The organism is Moritella sp. 5 (assembly GCF_018219455.1).
Taxonomy (GTDB): domain Bacteria; phylum Pseudomonadota; class Gammaproteobacteria; order Enterobacterales; family Moritellaceae; genus Moritella.
This window is the reverse complement of record NZ_CP056122.1, coordinates 3,879,723-3,896,468: the sequence shown is the minus strand read 5'-3', so window position 1 is coordinate 3,896,468 and position 16,746 is coordinate 3,879,723. Positions and strand designations below refer to the sequence as shown.

At 39.4% G+C, this 16,746-nt stretch carries 16 protein-coding genes; 7 read left to right on the top strand and 9 right to left on the bottom strand.

The annotated features are described in order from the left end of the window. Nucleotides 1–211: 211 nt before the first annotated feature. Both HWV01_RS17275 and HWV01_RS17270 read left to right on the top strand, forming a co-directional pair. Nucleotides 212–1,276, top strand: a complete 1,065-nt coding sequence (locus HWV01_RS17275; protein WP_211672720.1) for an efflux RND transporter periplasmic adaptor subunit — start codon at nt 212–214, stop codon at nt 1,274–1,276. Further along, nucleotides 1,276–4,434 (top strand): multidrug efflux RND transporter permease subunit, encoded by a 3,159-nt coding sequence (locus HWV01_RS17270; protein WP_211672719.1) that lies wholly within the window; start codon nt 1,276–1,278, stop codon nt 4,432–4,434. Before HWV01_RS17275 ends, HWV01_RS17270 begins: the two co-directional genes overlap by 1 nt. Before the next feature lie 81 nt (nt 4,435–4,515). On the opposite strand, the gene HWV01_RS17265 is transcribed toward HWV01_RS17270, so the two are convergent. Further along, a complete protein-coding gene (locus tag HWV01_RS17265; protein WP_211672718.1) occupies nt 4,516–5,172 on the bottom strand; it encodes a glutathione S-transferase in 657 nt (218 codons plus the stop codon). 165 nt (nt 5,173–5,337) lie between these two features. After that, on the bottom strand, nt 5,338–5,601 hold the full coding sequence (locus tag HWV01_RS17260; protein WP_211672717.1) for a YdcH family protein: 264 nt from the start codon (nt 5,599–5,601) through the stop codon (nt 5,338–5,340). Nucleotides 5,602–5,946: 345 nt separating this feature from the next. Between HWV01_RS17260 and HWV01_RS17255 the strand changes: the two genes are divergently transcribed. Then, nucleotides 5,947–7,065 carry an HD domain-containing phosphohydrolase gene (locus tag HWV01_RS17255; RefSeq protein WP_211672716.1) on the top strand — a complete coding sequence of 373 codons (1,119 nt, stop codon included), beginning with the start codon at nt 5,947–5,949 and terminating at the stop codon, nt 7,063–7,065. Here the strand turns inward: HWV01_RS17255 and HWV01_RS17250 are convergent. Next, the gene (locus HWV01_RS17250) at nt 7,034–7,357 is read right to left on the bottom strand and encodes a hypothetical protein (RefSeq protein WP_211672715.1); all 324 of its coding nucleotides are present in this window, start codon (nt 7,355–7,357) and stop codon (nt 7,034–7,036) included. The two genes, HWV01_RS17255 and HWV01_RS17250, sit on opposite strands and share 32 nt — an antisense overlap. Before the next feature lie 288 nt (nt 7,358–7,645). On the opposite strand from HWV01_RS17250, the gene HWV01_RS17245 reads away from it, so the two are divergent. After that, the gene (locus HWV01_RS17245) at nt 7,646–8,593 is read left to right on the top strand and encodes a YeiH family protein (RefSeq protein WP_211672714.1); all 948 of its coding nucleotides are present in this window, start codon (nt 7,646–7,648) and stop codon (nt 8,591–8,593) included. Between the two features lie 390 nt (nt 8,594–8,983). Further along, entirely contained in the window at nt 8,984–9,757 is a 774-nt protein-coding gene (locus HWV01_RS17240; protein WP_211672713.1) for a ferredoxin--NADP reductase, read from the top strand. Here HWV01_RS17240 and HWV01_RS17235 read toward each other — a convergent pair. Then, on the bottom strand, nt 9,748–10,776 hold the full coding sequence (locus tag HWV01_RS17235; protein ID WP_211672712.1) for a LysR substrate-binding domain-containing protein: 1,029 nt from the start codon (nt 10,774–10,776) through the stop codon (nt 9,748–9,750). The two genes, HWV01_RS17240 and HWV01_RS17235, sit on opposite strands and share 10 nt — an antisense overlap. An 86-nt stretch (nt 10,777–10,862) precedes the next feature. Between HWV01_RS17235 and HWV01_RS17230 the strand changes: the two genes are divergently transcribed. Beyond that, nucleotides 10,863–12,170, top strand: coding sequence for a D-amino acid dehydrogenase (locus HWV01_RS17230; RefSeq protein ID WP_305793988.1), 1,308 nt, complete (start codon nt 10,863–10,865; stop codon nt 12,168–12,170). A 2-nt stretch (nt 12,171–12,172) separates the two neighbouring features. Here the strand turns inward: HWV01_RS17230 and HWV01_RS17225 are convergent, their stop codons facing one another. From HWV01_RS17225 to HWV01_RS17205, 5 genes are all read right to left on the bottom strand, one after another. Beyond that, entirely contained in the window at nt 12,173–13,096 is a 924-nt protein-coding gene (locus HWV01_RS17225) for a patatin family protein (RefSeq protein WP_211672711.1), read from the bottom strand. A 321-nt stretch (nt 13,097–13,417) separates the two neighbouring features. Further along, nucleotides 13,418–14,272: an RNA polymerase sigma factor RpoD/SigA gene (locus HWV01_RS17220; RefSeq protein WP_211672710.1), complete on the bottom strand. Its 855-nt coding sequence runs from the start codon at nt 14,270–14,272 to the stop codon at nt 13,418–13,420. Nucleotides 14,273–14,662: 390 nt separating this feature from the next. Next, nucleotides 14,663–14,953, bottom strand: a complete 291-nt coding sequence (locus HWV01_RS17215; protein ID WP_211672709.1) for a YkgJ family cysteine cluster protein — start codon at nt 14,951–14,953, stop codon at nt 14,663–14,665. A gap of 2 nt (nt 14,954–14,955) precedes the next feature. Beyond that, the gene (locus HWV01_RS17210; RefSeq protein WP_211672708.1) at nt 14,956–15,624 is read right to left on the bottom strand and encodes a site-specific DNA-methyltransferase; all 669 of its coding nucleotides are present in this window, start codon (nt 15,622–15,624) and stop codon (nt 14,956–14,958) included. 198 nt (nt 15,625–15,822) lie between these two features. Further along, nucleotides 15,823–16,140, bottom strand: a complete 318-nt coding sequence (locus HWV01_RS17205; RefSeq protein ID WP_211672707.1) for a DUF6172 family protein — start codon at nt 16,138–16,140, stop codon at nt 15,823–15,825. Nucleotides 16,141–16,283: 143 nt separating this feature from the next. Here HWV01_RS17205 and HWV01_RS17200 point away from each other — a divergent pair, with 143 nt between their 5' ends. After that, entirely contained in the window at nt 16,284–16,733 is a 450-nt protein-coding gene (locus HWV01_RS17200; protein ID WP_211672706.1) for a hypothetical protein, read from the top strand. Nucleotides 16,734–16,746 lie beyond the last annotated feature (13 nt).

The window sequence follows — 16,746 nt, the reverse complement described above, 5'->3', positions numbered from 1 at the left end:
CTAGTGGCTTCTACGTGTCACATTATTTCTATAGCATAGGTAATGATATTTAGGCTAATGAATAAACTGACAAAATTTACACTCGCTGACCTCAATCTCCTCATTTTCTCCATATTCTCCTGCCTATTTTACGGTATTATACGATATCAAAATTTTAGACGCGCTATTCATGGATGAAAGCTGCCACGCTCATTTTTATAGAAGAGATATAATGTATAAACGTACTTCCCTTACGATAATTAGCGCTCTTATTTTTAGCTTCGCTAGCTATACGGCTCCCGTTCATGCCAAAGGTGGCAATGCTGGAAAAGGTGCTGAACGTGTGGTTTCTGTATATACGGATACCGTGCAATATCATGAAGTTTCACAATCAATTTCATTGATTGGTAAATTACAGTCAGATCAATTTGTTAGTGTGGCACCTGAAGTGGCAGGTAAAGTCGACAGTATTAAGATTCGAGCCAATCAAACGGTGGAAGTCGGGCAGCTGTTAGTGCAACTCGATGACAGTAAAGCACAAGCTGCATTGATGGAGGCAAACGCTTATTTTACTGATGAAAAACGTAAGCTAAATGAATATTCAACACTGGTAAAAAGTAACGCTATCACGCAAACCGAAGTGTATGCACAAACGGCATTAGTGGCTATTGCAAAGGCGCGTTTAGCGGCAGCACAAGCGAATGTGGATGATCATTATTTAACAGCACCTTTCGCTGGTACGGTTGGTTTGTTAGATTTTAGCCGAGGAAAAATGGTGTCGGTTGGCACCGAACTATTAACATTGGATGACTTATCGACGATGCAACTGGATCTTGCAGTGCCTGAGCGTTATTTATCGCAATTATCAACAGGCATGGTCGTTACCGCAACAAGTCGGGCATGGTCTGGCAGCAGCTTTAAAGGTGAAGTGGTTGCTATCGATTCACGGATTAACGCTGAAACATTAAATCTGCGCGTTCGGGTAAATTTTGAGAATAAAGATAATCGTCTTAAACCGGGCATGATGATGTCATCAAGTGTGGTTTTCCCCGCAATTAATGAACCAATTATTCCAGTACAAGCGTTGGAGTATTCGGGTACTAAACGCTTTGTGTATGTGGTTGGTGAAGATGCACGAGTGACGCGTACCCAAGTATCGTTAGGTGCACGTATTGTTGATCAAGTACTGATTGAAAGTGGTTTAGAAATTGGTGATCGTATCGTTGTTCAAGGCTTAGTTAATATGCGCAATGGGCTGAAAGTTAATGATTTGACTGGCCAACAGGAGACTAACTAATGTGGTTGTCTGATACGTCAGTTAAACGACCGGTCGTCGCTATTGTATTAAGCTTATTGCTTTGTGTTTTTGGTGCTGTGTCGTTTAGTAAACTTGCGGTACGTGAAATGCCGGATGTTGAAAGCCCTGTTGTGAGCGTAATGACGCGTTATGAAGGTGCTGCTGCATCCATTATGGAAAGCCAGGTCACGTCTGTCATTGAAGATCAAATTACCGGCATTAGTGGTATAGATGAAGTAAGGTCAGTAACCCGTAATGGTATGTCGCGTATTACTGTTACCTTTGATTTGGGTTGGAACTTAACAGAAGGCGTCAGTGATATTCGTGATGCGGTTGCGAAAGCGCAGCGCAGCCTGCCTAATGAAGCGGATGACCCCATCGTATCGAAAGATAATGGCAATGGTGAACCCTCAGTTTATATCAATTTAAACTCAACGGAAATGGATAGAACTCAGCTGACTGATTACGCTCAGCGGGTATTAGAAGATCGTTTTAGCTTGATTTCTGGTGTGAGTTCGGTCGGTTTATCGGGTGGGTTATATCAGGTTATGTACGTTAAGCTGTTCCCTGATTTAATGGCTGGCCGAGCAGTAACAACCAATGATATCGTCACTGCATTGAAAACTGAAAATGTCGAAAATCCAGGTGGTGAAGTACGTAATGATACCACGGTAATGTCAGTGCGTACGGCGCGATTATATGCGAAACCACAAGACTTTGAGTACCTTGTAGTACGTACTGCAAGTGACGGTTCACCTGTTTATTTACGCGATGTGGCACAAGTCTATGTCGGGGCCCAGAATGAAAGCTCGTCATTTAAAAGCAATGGTATCGTTAATCTTAGTTTAGGCATTGTCGCGCAATCGGATGCGAACCCACTCGATGTTGCGAAAGCAGTGCATGCGGAAGTTGATAAGATGCAAAGCTTCTTACCGAAAGGCATGAGCTTAGCGGTTGATTACGATTCAACGGTGTTTATTGACCAATCTATTTCGGAAGTGTACAGCACGCTATTCATCACGGGTGGTTTAGTTGTACTCGTCTTATACATCTTTATTGGTCAGGCGCGCGCTACCTTGATCCCCGCGGTTACCGTACCAGTATCGTTAATATCGTCATTTATTGCTGCTTATTATTTTGGTTTTTCGATTAACTTAATTACCTTAATGGCACTTATTCTATCGATTGGTCTAGTTGTGGATGATGCTATTGTCGTGATCGAGAATATTTTCCATCACATTGAGCAAGGTGAGAAGCCACTGCTCGCTGCTTATAAAGGTACGCGAGAAGTTGGTTTTGCGGTAGTCGCTACGACAATGGTATTGGTGATGGTGTTCCTGCCTATCTCTTTTATGGATGGTATGGTGGGCCTGTTATTTACTGAATTTTCGGTATTGTTAGCAATGTCAGTGATTTTCTCTTCATTGATTGCACTGACACTAACGCCGGTACTTGCCAGCAAAATGTTAAAAACAGAACAAAAAACTAGCCGCTTTAGTTTATGGATGGAAGGATTATTCGAACGGTTAGAAAACGGTTATCGCGGTATTGTTGTTAAGGCTATTAAATATCGTTTGGCAGCGCCTGTGGTTATTATCGCTTGTGTTGCTGGCAGCTTTTTCTTGATGAAGCAAGTACCGTCACAGCTATCACCGCAAGAAGATCGCGGTGTATTATTTGCGTTTGTCAAAGGTGCGGAAGGTACGAGCTTTAACCGTATGACTGAAAACATGGATATTGTTGAAGCGCGCTTATTACCTTTAGTGGGGCAAGGTGTTATCAAATCCTTTAGCACGGAGGCGCCTGCATTTGGTGGCCGTGCCGGGGATCAAACCGGTTTTGTGATCATTATTCTTGAAGATTGGGCTGATCGTAGTGTCAGTGCTGGTGAAGCATTAGGCATGGTGGCAAAAGCGTTAAAAGATATTCCCGATGTGATGGTTCGTCCAATAATGCCTGGTTTCCGTGGCGGTTCGAGTGACCCAGTGCAATACGTACTCGGTGGTTCTGATTATTCGGAATTAGAAAAGTGGGCGGAATTACTAAAACAAAAAGCCGAGGATGCAGGTGTATTGGTTGGTGGAGACCTAGATTATTCTGAAAAAACCCCTGAGCTGGTGGTGAGTATTGATAAAGAGCGGGCTGGAGAACTTGGTATCAGCGTTGATGAAGTATCAACAACGTTAGAAATAATGCTTGGTGGTCGTAGTCAAACCAGTTATATCGAACGTGGTGAAGAGTATGATGTTTACCTGCGTGGTGATGAAAACAGCTTTAACAACGTCAACGATCTAAGCCAAATTTATATTCGTAGTGCCAATGGTGATCTGATTACGCTGGATACCATTACTACAATCGAAGAAGTGGCTTCAGCAAGTCGTTTATCACATAGCAATAAACAAAAATCTATTACCTTAAGCGGCAGTTTGGGTGACGGCTATACCTTAGGTGAAGTATTGGATTTCTTGGATGCACAAGCGATAGAATCATTACCGAGTGATATCTCCATTGCTTATTCTGGTGAATCAAAAGACTTTAAAGAAAACCAAAGTAGTATCTTAATTGTATTTGGTTTAGCTCTGCTGGTTGCTTATTTAGTATTAGCGGCGCAGTTTGAAAGCTTTATTAATCCGATGGTGGTGATGTTCACCGTGCCGATGGGGGTACTGGGTGGTTTCTTAGGCCTGTATTTCATGGGCGTTGGCCTGAATATTTACAGTCAGATTGGTATGATCATGTTAATTGGTATGGTGACGAAGAACGGTATCCTAATCGTTGAATTTGCCAACCAGCTACGTGACCGCGGCGTCGCTCTAGAGCAAGCCATTGTTGATGCGTCTGCACGTCGTTTACGTCCAATTCTAATGACGGCATTCACAACGTTAGCAGGCTCAATCCCATTAATATTATCCAGCGGGGCGGGTGCAGAAAGTCGTGTTGCTGTAGGTACTGTCGTGTTCTTTGGGATGGCGTTTGCGACCTTAGTAACCTTATTGGTTATTCCGGCAATGTATCGCTTGATTTCGGGAACAACGCATTCTCCGGGTCATGTTGAAGCTATGTTAGAGGCGGAATTAGCTGAGCAATCAGAAAAATTACGATCAGAACAATCAGCTAGACAAGTAAAAGGTGTGCATGTAGTGAAAGATGTTGCTTAACTATTCGTTGTAGATCTAATTGACGTTAATACTGACGATAAGGGCAAGCATAATCGATATTATGTTTGCCCTTTTTTGTGTTTAGTCGGCATGACCAAATAAAAATTCTTCTTTGTTTTCCAACCATTGTGGGTATTTTGCCATTGCTTTGGCAAATCGTTGATCTTGTAAATGTTGATTAAGCCAATTACGTAAATGTGGCAAGGGCGCTTGCAGATACCACTGGCGATCTACACGAGCAAATTGGCGGATCAGTGGTAAAATAGCGTAATCAGCTAAACTGACTTTCTCGCTCATTAAATAATGATGCTGACTGAGGCGTAATTCGAGCATAGTTACATAGTCAGCACATTGGTTTCGTAATTCAGCTTCATTATCTTCATGATAACGTACTGCATATTTGTATTTACTTAAGGCTGAAGTAAATACAGTATCGTGAATGTCAATTAGCGCTAACATTGCTGGATAAGCTTCTGGATCTTCACTGTGTAGTAAGTTCAATGGATCACTTTGATGTAGTGCCCAAATCATGATATCTAAACTTTCGTCAATTACACTACCGTCATCGAGTACTAATACCGGTACTGTTGCTTTAGGTGAAACCGCTAACATTTCTGTGGGTTTATTTTTCATGACCACGGCGCGTAACATGACAGGCTGCTGGGCGAGTAATAAGCCCAGTCGTGCGCGCATCGCATAAGGACAGTTTTGTAGTGAGTATAAAATTGGCAGTGACATTGACATTCCCTTCGTTCTCGTCACCGTATATTGATATCTAATGACGAAATTATTATTAGAAATCGATAGTAACGTATTCTCGATGGATGTCTAAATATACAGTATCACTTTAACTCAGTTAATTTTTAGCAATAAAAAAGCGAACCCTTAGATCCGCTTCGTCGTTTAAGATGCTGATAGCACTTCGTCATGATGCTGTTTTAATTGCTGATACAACACATCTTTTAACTTGGCTCGTCGTAATTTTAACTGTGTCATATGTCCATCATCAGTGGGGCTGCCATCCATTTCCAACTGGCGAATATCATAATCTAATAGGTGGTATTGCTTTGATTTCTCTCTGAATGTTTCATTTTTATAATTCAAATAAACGATATCTTGTTTTAATTCTGGAAAGTCAAAGATAAGTGCATGATTCTCATTTAGCATAAGGTTTCCTCAAGAATAAAAATAAACGACTTTCATAACTATAGCATTACTATGTACTGTAAACATCGACCTAATCACGTTTTTATAATTTACTAAGCATGTCAGTTTGACTTGATTTTGTAATTTTGAACAAATCTTATTTTTGCTGCTTAGCAGAGGCTTTTGATGATATTAGTTTGATCTTATCGACAAAAAGGTATGAATTGATGATGATATTTTTATAATTCTGTATAATTAATTTAAATCGCCTGATTATTGCTGCTTTGTTGGTGGAAAATATCCTTTTCGATTGGCTTTTTATGTTCGACGTTATGCCCCCTTTAATACTCCTGATAGGCTTGAGACATGCTTAATTATAGTAAAATAAATCAGATGTTTAACCAAGAAGAAGAGACTACGATTCATCTTGAGATGCTTTACAATATCGCGATTAATAATTATCAGGGACTATCTCGATTCTCAATTATTTTGATTAAAGACAATCAAGCCTCCAATTATTTTGTCCGTGATAGACTTGTAGCCGATTGTAATGGTGAAATTTTTACTCAAAAAGTAAATAAAGGGACCAGTCTTCCCAAAATGATAAAGTTAAATTCAGAACGTGTAGTGAACGATCTATCCAGTCTAAAATTAAATGCAAGAACCCTTTATTTATTAGAAAATGGTCATCGTAGTAGTTTTTCTTATCCCTTGGTGTTCAAGGGGCGTCCGATTGCTATTGTATTTTTTAATGCCTCAGAGCTTAATTTCTTTGCAGAAAATTCAGTACAGCAAGACATGTTATTTTTATCGATGCTCATTCGTTCTATCATGGTACGTCAATTTGAGAAAAAACAATTTATTAGTATTTCACTCGCGATCGCATTAGATATGGGTCATGCCAAAGATCCTGAAACAAAAGGGCACCTACATAGGATGGAGCGTTATAGCTCAAAACTTGCTTCTCTCTTAAGTAAAGAAAAAGGTATTTCCCATGAGTTTATTCGTTGTATCGAATCGTATGCGGCTTTTCATGATATAGGTAAATATAAGATCCCAGATGAGATTTTATTTAGTAGTACGATCTTTACCCCAGAAGAACGTAAAATTATGAATCAGCATTGTAGGCATGGGGTTGATATTATTAATGGTGTGCTTGGGTATTTTCCTGAGAATCTACGGCATGTTGAAGAATATCGTTTTTTAAAAAATATTATTCTTCACCATCATGAACATTTTAATGGTAATGGTTATCCGATGGGATTAAAAGGGGATGCTATTCCGTTAGAAGCTCGGATAGTAATGGTCGCAGATGTGTTTGATGCGTTATTAAGTAAACGTTTATATAAACAGGCTTGGAACATTGATGATGTTGTTACCTATATGAAAGATAACTCAGGTATTATGTTTGACCCTGATTGCATCAATTCTTTAATCTCTAATCTACCTGAATTTATTGAAATTTATGAAGCTTATGCTGATTAAATTGAGGGCTAATATCTGCTATTGCAGGCCCTTGTAAACTATTCTGGTAGCCATCGTTCGTTAAATGTAATGGAAAGTGTAATTCTTGTTGGTTATGCCTCGCTATAATAGAAATTGAATCCGCTTGTAGTAGTGCTTTCAGCATTTCAGGTGGAATTTCTGCAAGTATTAAGTCATGAATATCATAATGTGTTTTACTCATACCGAATTCTTCTTGTAACGCATTCAGTTCAATTTCGGTTAAAACTTGATTGTCGGTATTTAATTTTGATTCATCAATTGGTTTTTTCATCGCATAACCTCGTAAGAAATAATCACTGTTACGGGACTAACGCAGTCATGATCGTCGTTTAACTAGACTACATTTAGTGTAATGTACGATAGCTCTATAGTAAGTCAGTCATTATTGTTAAAAGTTCGGTATTTTTTAATATTTAAACTTAAGTTGTGAACAAGCTAATTGTGATTTTGTTTATTTGCTAAATGTTCAATTTTTATGAACGATAGGTTAATTTCATTCTAATGTTTTTAACTTATAGAGCAGGTTATACTATTGGCTCTTAGAAAGAGAGAGTCCAACATGTTCAAATTCGTTACCAATTCGTCATTTAAAAAAACAGACCTATTGTTTATCACTATCGGTTTATTGTGTCTAACACCGCTTATATCATCACCCGTGGCTTTAATATTGGGTTTTATGCTGGCCACGTTAGGTCTTGTTCCTCAAGGTATCAATTTAAGTGTCATCACTAAAAAAACACTGGCTTATTCTATTGTCGGTTTAGGTTTCGGTATTAACTTAGAAGACGCGATAATTGCGACGAAAGATGGGATTGGCATTATCGTTACGTCTATCTTCTTTACCTTAATATTAGGTTGGTTTTTAACTAAAGCGCTTAAAATTGAAAAAAAAACCGGTTATTTAATTTCTGCGGGTACAGCAATCTGTGGGGGGAGCGCGATTGCTGCTGTGGCGCCAGCCATTAATGCTAAAAATGATCAGACCTCGCTGGCATTAGCGACAGTATTTATTCTTAACTCTGTGGCATTATTCTTATTTCCTGTTATTGGTCATCTACTGGACATGAGTCAGCATGCATTTGGGGTATGGAGTGCGATTGCTATTCACGATACGTCATCTGTTGTCGGTGCAGCTTCAGCTTATGGTGATGAAGCATTATTAACGGCTACCACATTAAAATTGGCCCGCGCTTTATGGATCGTACCTGTGGCGTTTATTAGTGCCTTATTATTTAAAGGTGACAGTAAAAAATTAACAATTCCGTTTTTCATCTTATTCTATTGTTTTGCTATTTTTATTGCGTACGTATTGCCGGACTATCAGGTGTTTTATCAAGGTATTTTCAGTGTTTCTAAACACGTATTAGTCATGTGTTTGTTCTTGATAGGTGCGGGTATCACGGTACAAAAAATAAGAGATGCAGGTGTAAAACCATTATTGTTAGGTGTGTTACTGTGGATTGCTATTAGTGTCAGTTCACTGGTTTATATTTTGTTTTTTATGTAGTCGTATTCTTATAGATAGATAAAGCGTTTAAAAGAGAGGTTCTATCACCTCTCTTTTTTTATGTGCTTGCTTTTTTTTCTGCTTTTTTCCTTAATAGATAGGTTATCAATAATGAAAATGCGGTGAGATCTAATGCTGATGATATTAATCCACTAGTGAAGACGGACAATAGTATAGATAAACATACCAGTAGTATTATGAGTTTGTTGATAAGCATATTGGTTCCTTGCGATTACTTGTATTTGTATTATTGAAGTAATAAGAGCAAAATGGGAAATACCGTAAATTTATAACTAATAACCAATAACAATTCTTCGTGTATTCAACACGTTGTTTTCATGCTTCTTGCACTATTCTTATTATGCTCAATTTACATTTGTGAGGTCGGTAATGAAGGAAATACCACATGGTCTAATTAAGGGTGAGGTTACTGGGCGTATTAATTGGACTGATAGCGAATTCAGTTTACAGGTCACCGCCGAAATATCTCGTTATACCGCAGGTCAATTTACTAAATTAGCACTGTTCGATGAGGCTGGAGAATGGACTCGTCGGGCTTATTCATTTGTTAATTCACCTAATCAGGAGAAGGGTCAACAGGTGATGGAATTTTTGATTATCACTGTGCCTGATGGCCAACTATCGCCACGCTTAGATAAATTACAGGTAGGCGATGAAGTATATGTAGGGAAAAGTCCTGCCGGCTTTATGACGTTGGATGAGATCCCGCGTTATACAAAAGATCTATGGTTGTTGTCTACAGGTACTGCGATTGGCCCCTTCCTATCATTACTTGATGAAATGGATACTCAGCAGCGTTTTGATAATGTGGTATTGGTGCATGCAGTGAGAACGTCTGGCGAGTTAGTTTATCAGGATAAAATCCAGCAACTTGAAGCGCGATATCAGGGGAAGTTTCATTATGTACCTGTGGTGTCTCGAGAAAATAGGGAAGAAACATTACGCGGTCGGATCCCTGCGTTACTAGAGGCTGGCGAATTGGAAAAAGTAGCGGGTGTACCATTGACACAGGAACGTAGTTTTTTCTATTTATGTGGTAATCCGAGTATGGTTAAGGACACGAGTGAGGTGTTAAAGCAGCTCGACTATCAAAAACACTCACGTCGCAGTTCAGGGCACTTTAGTTCAGAGAACTATTGGTAGTTACTTGTTTGCCCTTTTTTCGTATCTTGTAAAGTGGCTTGTTGCTTTAGCCAGATTTTAAAACATTCAATCGCGGGCGAGTAATGATGTTGGATCAAGTAATATCCAGCTTGTGCATCGATAGGACTGAAGGGCGAGGCTAAACCTACTTTGGCTAGACCCGTTGTAGATAAATCACTATCAAGTAGTGCACAGCGGGCTAATGCAACACCTAATCCTGCGGCCGCGGCTGCAATTGCCATATCCGTACGATTAAAATAATGCCCATGCTTACTGAGCACATTCTTTCCTGTGTTTGCTTGTTTTGTTTTTGGCGTTTCGAGACACATTTGCTGTAACCAAAATTGCCATTCAGCATTTTTATCGGCATGCTGCCAAGGCATTGCATCATGTAAGAGCGTAATCATTTTCCAGAAATTACAGCTACCACTATTGTTAATTTGGTTATTATTATTCGTCATATCCCAGTCAAACTTTGCCATATATTGCGGGCTCATTACAGGCAATAACTGCTCTGCCAATAACAATTCAGCGTTAATCTTTTTATCACTCGATTGATAGGGGCTTTGGCCATAATCGATTGCCAGATCAAAATTAGTATCGGTATGATCCACTAGTGCTCCTTCGGCAAAGGTATGGATCTTAATATCTGGGTATTGTTGATAGAAATCTTGTAAGCGGGGGACTAACCATTTATATGCAAAAGAGGGGGTGAGTTTAAGATGCACCTCACCTGCATGGCGATTAATTTGTTGTAACTGGCTAATGACATCGCCAATATCCGTTAAGCTTTGTTCGACGACTTGATGTAATTGATATCCCGTTGAAGTTAAACGAATACCACGAGAATGGCGTTCAAATAGGGTCAATTTAAGGTTTTGTTCCAACTGTTTTATTTGCTGGCTAATGGCACCAGTCGTTATATGGAGTTTTTCAGCGGCTTGAGTAAAACTATTGCAACTGGCCGTCGCCGTAAATGTCGCTAAACCGGATAATAGATTATCGTTAATTTTTATCATCAATGGCTCCAATCTCGATTTTGCGTTTAGTTTATCTAAAGGCTGATGTTAATACTTATGGATTGTTAAGTAAATGTAACCTCCTTATGCTAGCTGTATTATTTATTGGTAATGGTCGGTATAAAATGAAAGTGATGGTATTAGGTTGTGGGGTTATTGGATTAACGTCGGCATGGTATCTGGCACAAGCTGGGCATGAGGTGACAGTCATTGATCGTCAGGCAAGGGGGGCTGAGGAAACAAGTTTTGCCAATGCAGGGCAGATTTCTTACGGTTACTCTTCGCCTTGGGCTGCACCTGGCATTCCGGTGAAAGCCATCAAATGGTTGGCGCAAAAACATGCTCCATTAAAAATAAAACCAGGACTATCACCTGATTTATATTTATGGGCAGCAAAAATGTTAGCTAACTGTAATCAACAGAGCTATGAAATAAATAAAGCGCGGATGCTACGGATTGCTAATTACAGTCGGGACTGTTTGATTGAGTTACGTCAGCAGCAAGATATTCACTATGAAGGTCGGCAAAAGGGTACCCTGCAGGTATTTCGCGATGAATCCCAGCTATCAGGGATCGCGAAAGACATTAAAATATTGACGGATAGCGGGACTTCATATGAAGCGTTAGATGTTGCGGGCTGTATTGCGGTCGAACCTGGGTTAGCGGGCGTTAAAGATAAAATTGTGGGGGGATTACGTTTACCCGATGATGAAACTGGTGATTGTTATCAGTTCTGTCAGCAGCTTACGGCATTAGCACAAGCGGCGGGTGTTAAATTTAAATTTGGGGTAACCGTCAATAAGCTCAATCAAAATGACGGCAAAATCAGCTCGGTGGATACCAGTGTCGGGGAATTAACAGCGGATGCCTATGTCGTCGCGATGGGCAGTTATTCATCTGCATTATTATCATCAACGCTGTCACCTTTCGGGTTAGCCCTGCCTATTTATCCGGTAAAAGGCTATTCGTTGACTGTGCCTGTTGTTGATAGTGCGCAAGCACCAGTATCAACCGTCATGGATGAAACCTATAAAGTAGCGATGACGCGCTTTGATCAACGTATTCGAGTTGCTGGGACGGCAGAGTTAGCCGGTTATAATTTAGATTTAACGGCTTCTCGTAAAGAGACCATCGCGATGGTTATCAAGGATTTATTTCCCAATGCTGGCGACATGAGCAAAGCTGAGTTCTGGACAGGATTGCGACCAATGACACCTGATGGCACACCTATTATTGGCAAAACGCCTGTGGCTAATCTATTCACTAATTGTGGCCATGGTACATTGGGTTGGACCATGGCATGTGGCTCGGCTCGTTATCTTGCTGATGTAGTCAGTGGGGTCACGCCAGATATCGATAGCCGTGATTTGGATGTTTACCGTTATAGTCATTAATGCTACCTAAACAAGGTGACATGATGACTTGCTAAAAATTGAGAACCCATTTCATAACCCATTTGATAATCGGCTGCTAATGCTTCATCACTGCTCCCTAAAATTCGACTTTCTAAAGCTTCGGGTGGGGCAATTTCGATGATTTTGGCATCTTCTGGTGGACTATGTATAAAGTCGATTGCTTCACTGTATGAATTCTCATGGCCGGTAATAATATCCAGTACTTTCGGACAGCGTTGTGAACTGCATACCCATGATTTAAGCTTATGAGCCCAAGGTGAGCGCGTATTATGGTGTGCGGGTACGGTGCGGATCACTATGATTTTTTTAGCGCCGCGATGATACGCTTCTTGGATTGGAATTGGCAGTGATACACCCCCATCGACGTAATGTTCATCGCCAATTGCGACGCCTTTTTTATATAAATAAGGTAATGCACTCGATGCTTTTAACGTGGTAAGCCAATTGTCAGCGGTGGGCTCAAAAAAAGTAGGGCTGAATCCACTGATGTTGGTTGCAGAAAAGAGCAGTTGACGGTTTTTTAGTTGTGCTTGTGCGCAATCCATATTGAGTTGGTGATCCGCATCATTAACCTTGTCAAAATACCAATCTAGGTTAACCGTATTACGTCCCATCAGCGTTCGTTTCATATTAAAGAATTCAGGATGCTTGGATAGTTGCATGATTGATCGTTTAGCATGCCCAGATTGTCTGGTCATGTAGCTTGATAAATTTTGAGCGCCAGCAGAAGTACCAATTAATAATGCGAACGGATTAAAATCTTGCGCTAACCAGCTGTCTAATACTCCGGCTGTGAAAATACCGCGTTGACCACCACCTTCAACTACCAGTGCCGCGTCTTTAATCGGTACGCTAGCGTTGCAACTGGCAATATTAATTAAGGTATTTTGGGTTATGCAGTTCATATTCAAGTCCTAAAGAAAGTAAGAGCTAAATTTAACGCATGTATTAAGGTTTATAAAATCGATTGAATTGTACATATTGATAGGAGTTGGTTATCAATGGGTTTTTATGAATTTATCATTTTTGTATTTTAAACATTGTCTGTACATCGAATGCGGGGAATACTGTTCACCGTTTATGATTATCCGAATGGTGATACGGGTGATGATTACACCCATAAAGTGTTATTATAATAACCATAACCACTTTGTTATGAGCAAAAAAACAGCCCTAGCTAGGGCTGTTTTTACATATAGTCTTTTGATTATATTATATATTGTTGGCTAGTTTAGGTAATCTTGCTGGTCTACGCTGTTTACTAACAACTCAGGTTTGATTTTTTGTAAACTCGCCGTAATAATTTGGCGTACACGTTCTCGAGACATAAATAAGCGCTCACCAATGGCGTGTAGTGTTTGTGGCTCTTCTCTACCTAGACCAAATCTTAGTTCGATGATCTCTCTATCACGGTCACATAAATGGCTTAATACTTCAATTAAGTAACTAGAGGTATCGGTATTTTCTACCTCATCATTGGGTTTACAAATAGAGCTGTCTTCAATCAGGTCAACGAGCGCAGTGCTTGAGTCATTTTGGGTTTCAATGGTCCTATCTAAGCTTGCTTCTGTAAAATAATAAGCGAGAACACCAACAACGTCTTCAAACTCGATTTCGAGATTTACTGCAATTTTTCGTAGATCCTGATTACATTTCAGATCAAGTGATTCTTCACGAGCATTTTTTAAAATACGTTTGTAAGATTTACCTATATGGATAGGCACGCGGATGGTACGTGATTGATTCATGATGAAACGTTCAATGTTGTTCTTGATCCACCATACTGCATAAGTTGAAAAGCGAAATCCTTTTGTTGCATCAAACTTTTCGACGGCGTGGATTAATCCGGTATTACCTTCTTGAATGATGTCAACAAGTGACAATGACGTATGCTGATAACGTTTTGCAATATTGATTACTAATCGCAAATTAGATTGGATCATACGTTGACGTGCTTTTTTATCTCCTTCATGGACGGAAATAGCGGTATCGTATTCTTCTTCCTTGGTAAGTAAAGTGCTGTTTTTATTTACTTGTTGCATGTAAAGATCTAATGCGTTTGATTCGTTAAATAATTCCATTTTTTAACCCTCAACGTATTTTATTAGCGATACTCACTCATCCCTGTAAAAAATACGTAACTCTATGACAGATGAAGAAATTCATTTCGTGACAGACTGTCTAATTATAATCTGCCAAATTGGAAAATATAGATAGTGATATGAATAAAAAAAGGGTCATATTGTGGATAGGTTAAAAGAACGGAACAAATAGGAGTGATGTCTGACCAGTTTTTTAGTAATTACTATCTATAATTAAGTATTTGAAATTAAATAAATTATTATATGGTCATCTGACTAATTAACATCCCTATTTACGCTGGTTGTACACTCAGGGGGCGAGGAAGGAACCCTAATCAATCTAAGCTCCGAGATTAAGATTGAATAGGCTAGTATTTGAAAAAGTGCAACTTACATATGTGCTTTACGTTCTTCTTCGCATTCATACGAAGCCATTTCGAATATACGACATACCCAAGGTCTGTTTTCATAGATACTACACATCAAGGTGTCTCTATCGAGTGCAGCACACCAGCCATCATGGCTTTGCGTCATTACTTCACTTCCCCATTCATCTGTTGAAATGTAGCGTTTTGGCACACCAGTATCGGTTAAAATCATGACTTCTAAGCGACAACAGCAGGCTTCACAGTTAGAGCAAGTTATTTCGGTCGCTGGGAGGTTTGTTACTTCAATCGTCATTATTATGCCTTTTCTACCGGTTTAATACGGTTGTTAACAAACTCATGGGCTGAGGTTGCAATATCTGCACCTTCAGATCGTCGACCTAGGTTGGCGGCTGCAATCAAGGTCGCGCCTGAACCGAAGAAGGGATCAATAACCAGGTCGTCAACGCTTGAACTTTGGGTAATGAGTTTTTCAATTAATGGCACAGGTTTTTCGGTTGGATAGCCACGCCAAACCCGTTTTTCTTGCAACACATCAGGCATACCTAAATCATGTAATTTACGTTTGCCTTTTTCGAAAAACAAAATGAATTCATAACGTGCACGATAATGGTAACCCATGCCAATTGCGCATTTGTCCCAGACAATTGGTTTCCAAAACTTAAACCCGAAATCTTCAGCGATTGGTTTAATCACAAACATTGTTTCTTGATCGCAGAATAAATAAAAGTGACTGTTATTTTTTAGTACTCTATATATTTGTTCAACTAACGCAGGAAAATCACTGTTTGGAAAAATATCAAACCATTGGTTACTCGAGCCAGCGCTGTTTTTTAAACGCGTCGTGGTACCAATCTTTCGGTGTTTTTCTAAGGACTCATAAGGAGGATCTGTGATGACTAAATCAATACTTTCACTAGGAAGCGTTTTTAACCAGTCTACGGCATCAAGTTTATGTAGCTTCATTTATGTTATTTCAATCTTTTCGCAGTTATCTGCATGGCTTAGGGCGGCTATGTTATCAGGTAACGGCTGTAAACAGTAGTATTGCGTGTGTTATATCGAATGGACATTTAAAGAGGGAGGGGTTAATCGAAAGGCATACCCCCAAGTAGCATGACACGTATTTTGGGGATATGAATTCGGGCTATAGTGCCCTAGGTATTATTCTTCGCCGTAATCTAAATCTTCGTCTTCTTCACTGATCACGCGAATGCCATCTTTTACCAAAACTTCGACATAGAAAGATGCATCTTTGCTTAGGTCACCGCTATCAATTGATTTATTGATTTCAGACAGGTGAATAACCTGCGCTTCTTGTTCTGTTACACCATACTTACAATCAAAGTCCCAATAATCTACACCTTTAGGTAGAACTTTATTACGTTCTCTTTTAATGTATTTTCTGATTTCGCTTTTGATAGATTCAACTTGGCGAGCTGGAACAATTTTTGGGTGGTTTAATACAAACGTTTTTTTCATCTTTACCCTTTAAGGAATTACGGAATATTTCATAACATAGGTTAATTATATCAGGGAAAGGAATAAATGTGGCAAACAGTACACTTTGTCTGCACTTTTAATCGGGTTAAGTTTTCTTGTGACGAATAATCGTGGAGTTGATTATGAAGTATGGTTTCTTAATTATCTTATTTCTCCTTACTTTTTCTGTTCAGGCAAGTTATTGCAGTGGCCGGAATTGGCGGGATGCTTATCAATTTTATACACATAATATCGATCTACTGAACTACCATATTGATCGCTATAATATATTGTTGGACAAACAATATTCGGTTAATGAAGACGATGAAAAATATACTTATTTGATTGTCAAACTATCGGTAGAAGAATTAGATAAACTTAGTATCGATGTCGAAATTTTAGAGACTAAATTTAATAAGGTAAAGAACCTGTGGCAACTGATCAGTGAGCACTGCTTGCATGATGATGAGCTGGATTATAATAATATGGCGATTAAAAATGCACGAGGCGCAGATATTGGGCGACAAGAAGTGAATGATCTATTAGCTCGAATTAAATTTTTAAGACAGCGGTTTCGTTTATCAGATCAATGAATGTTAAAGTAAT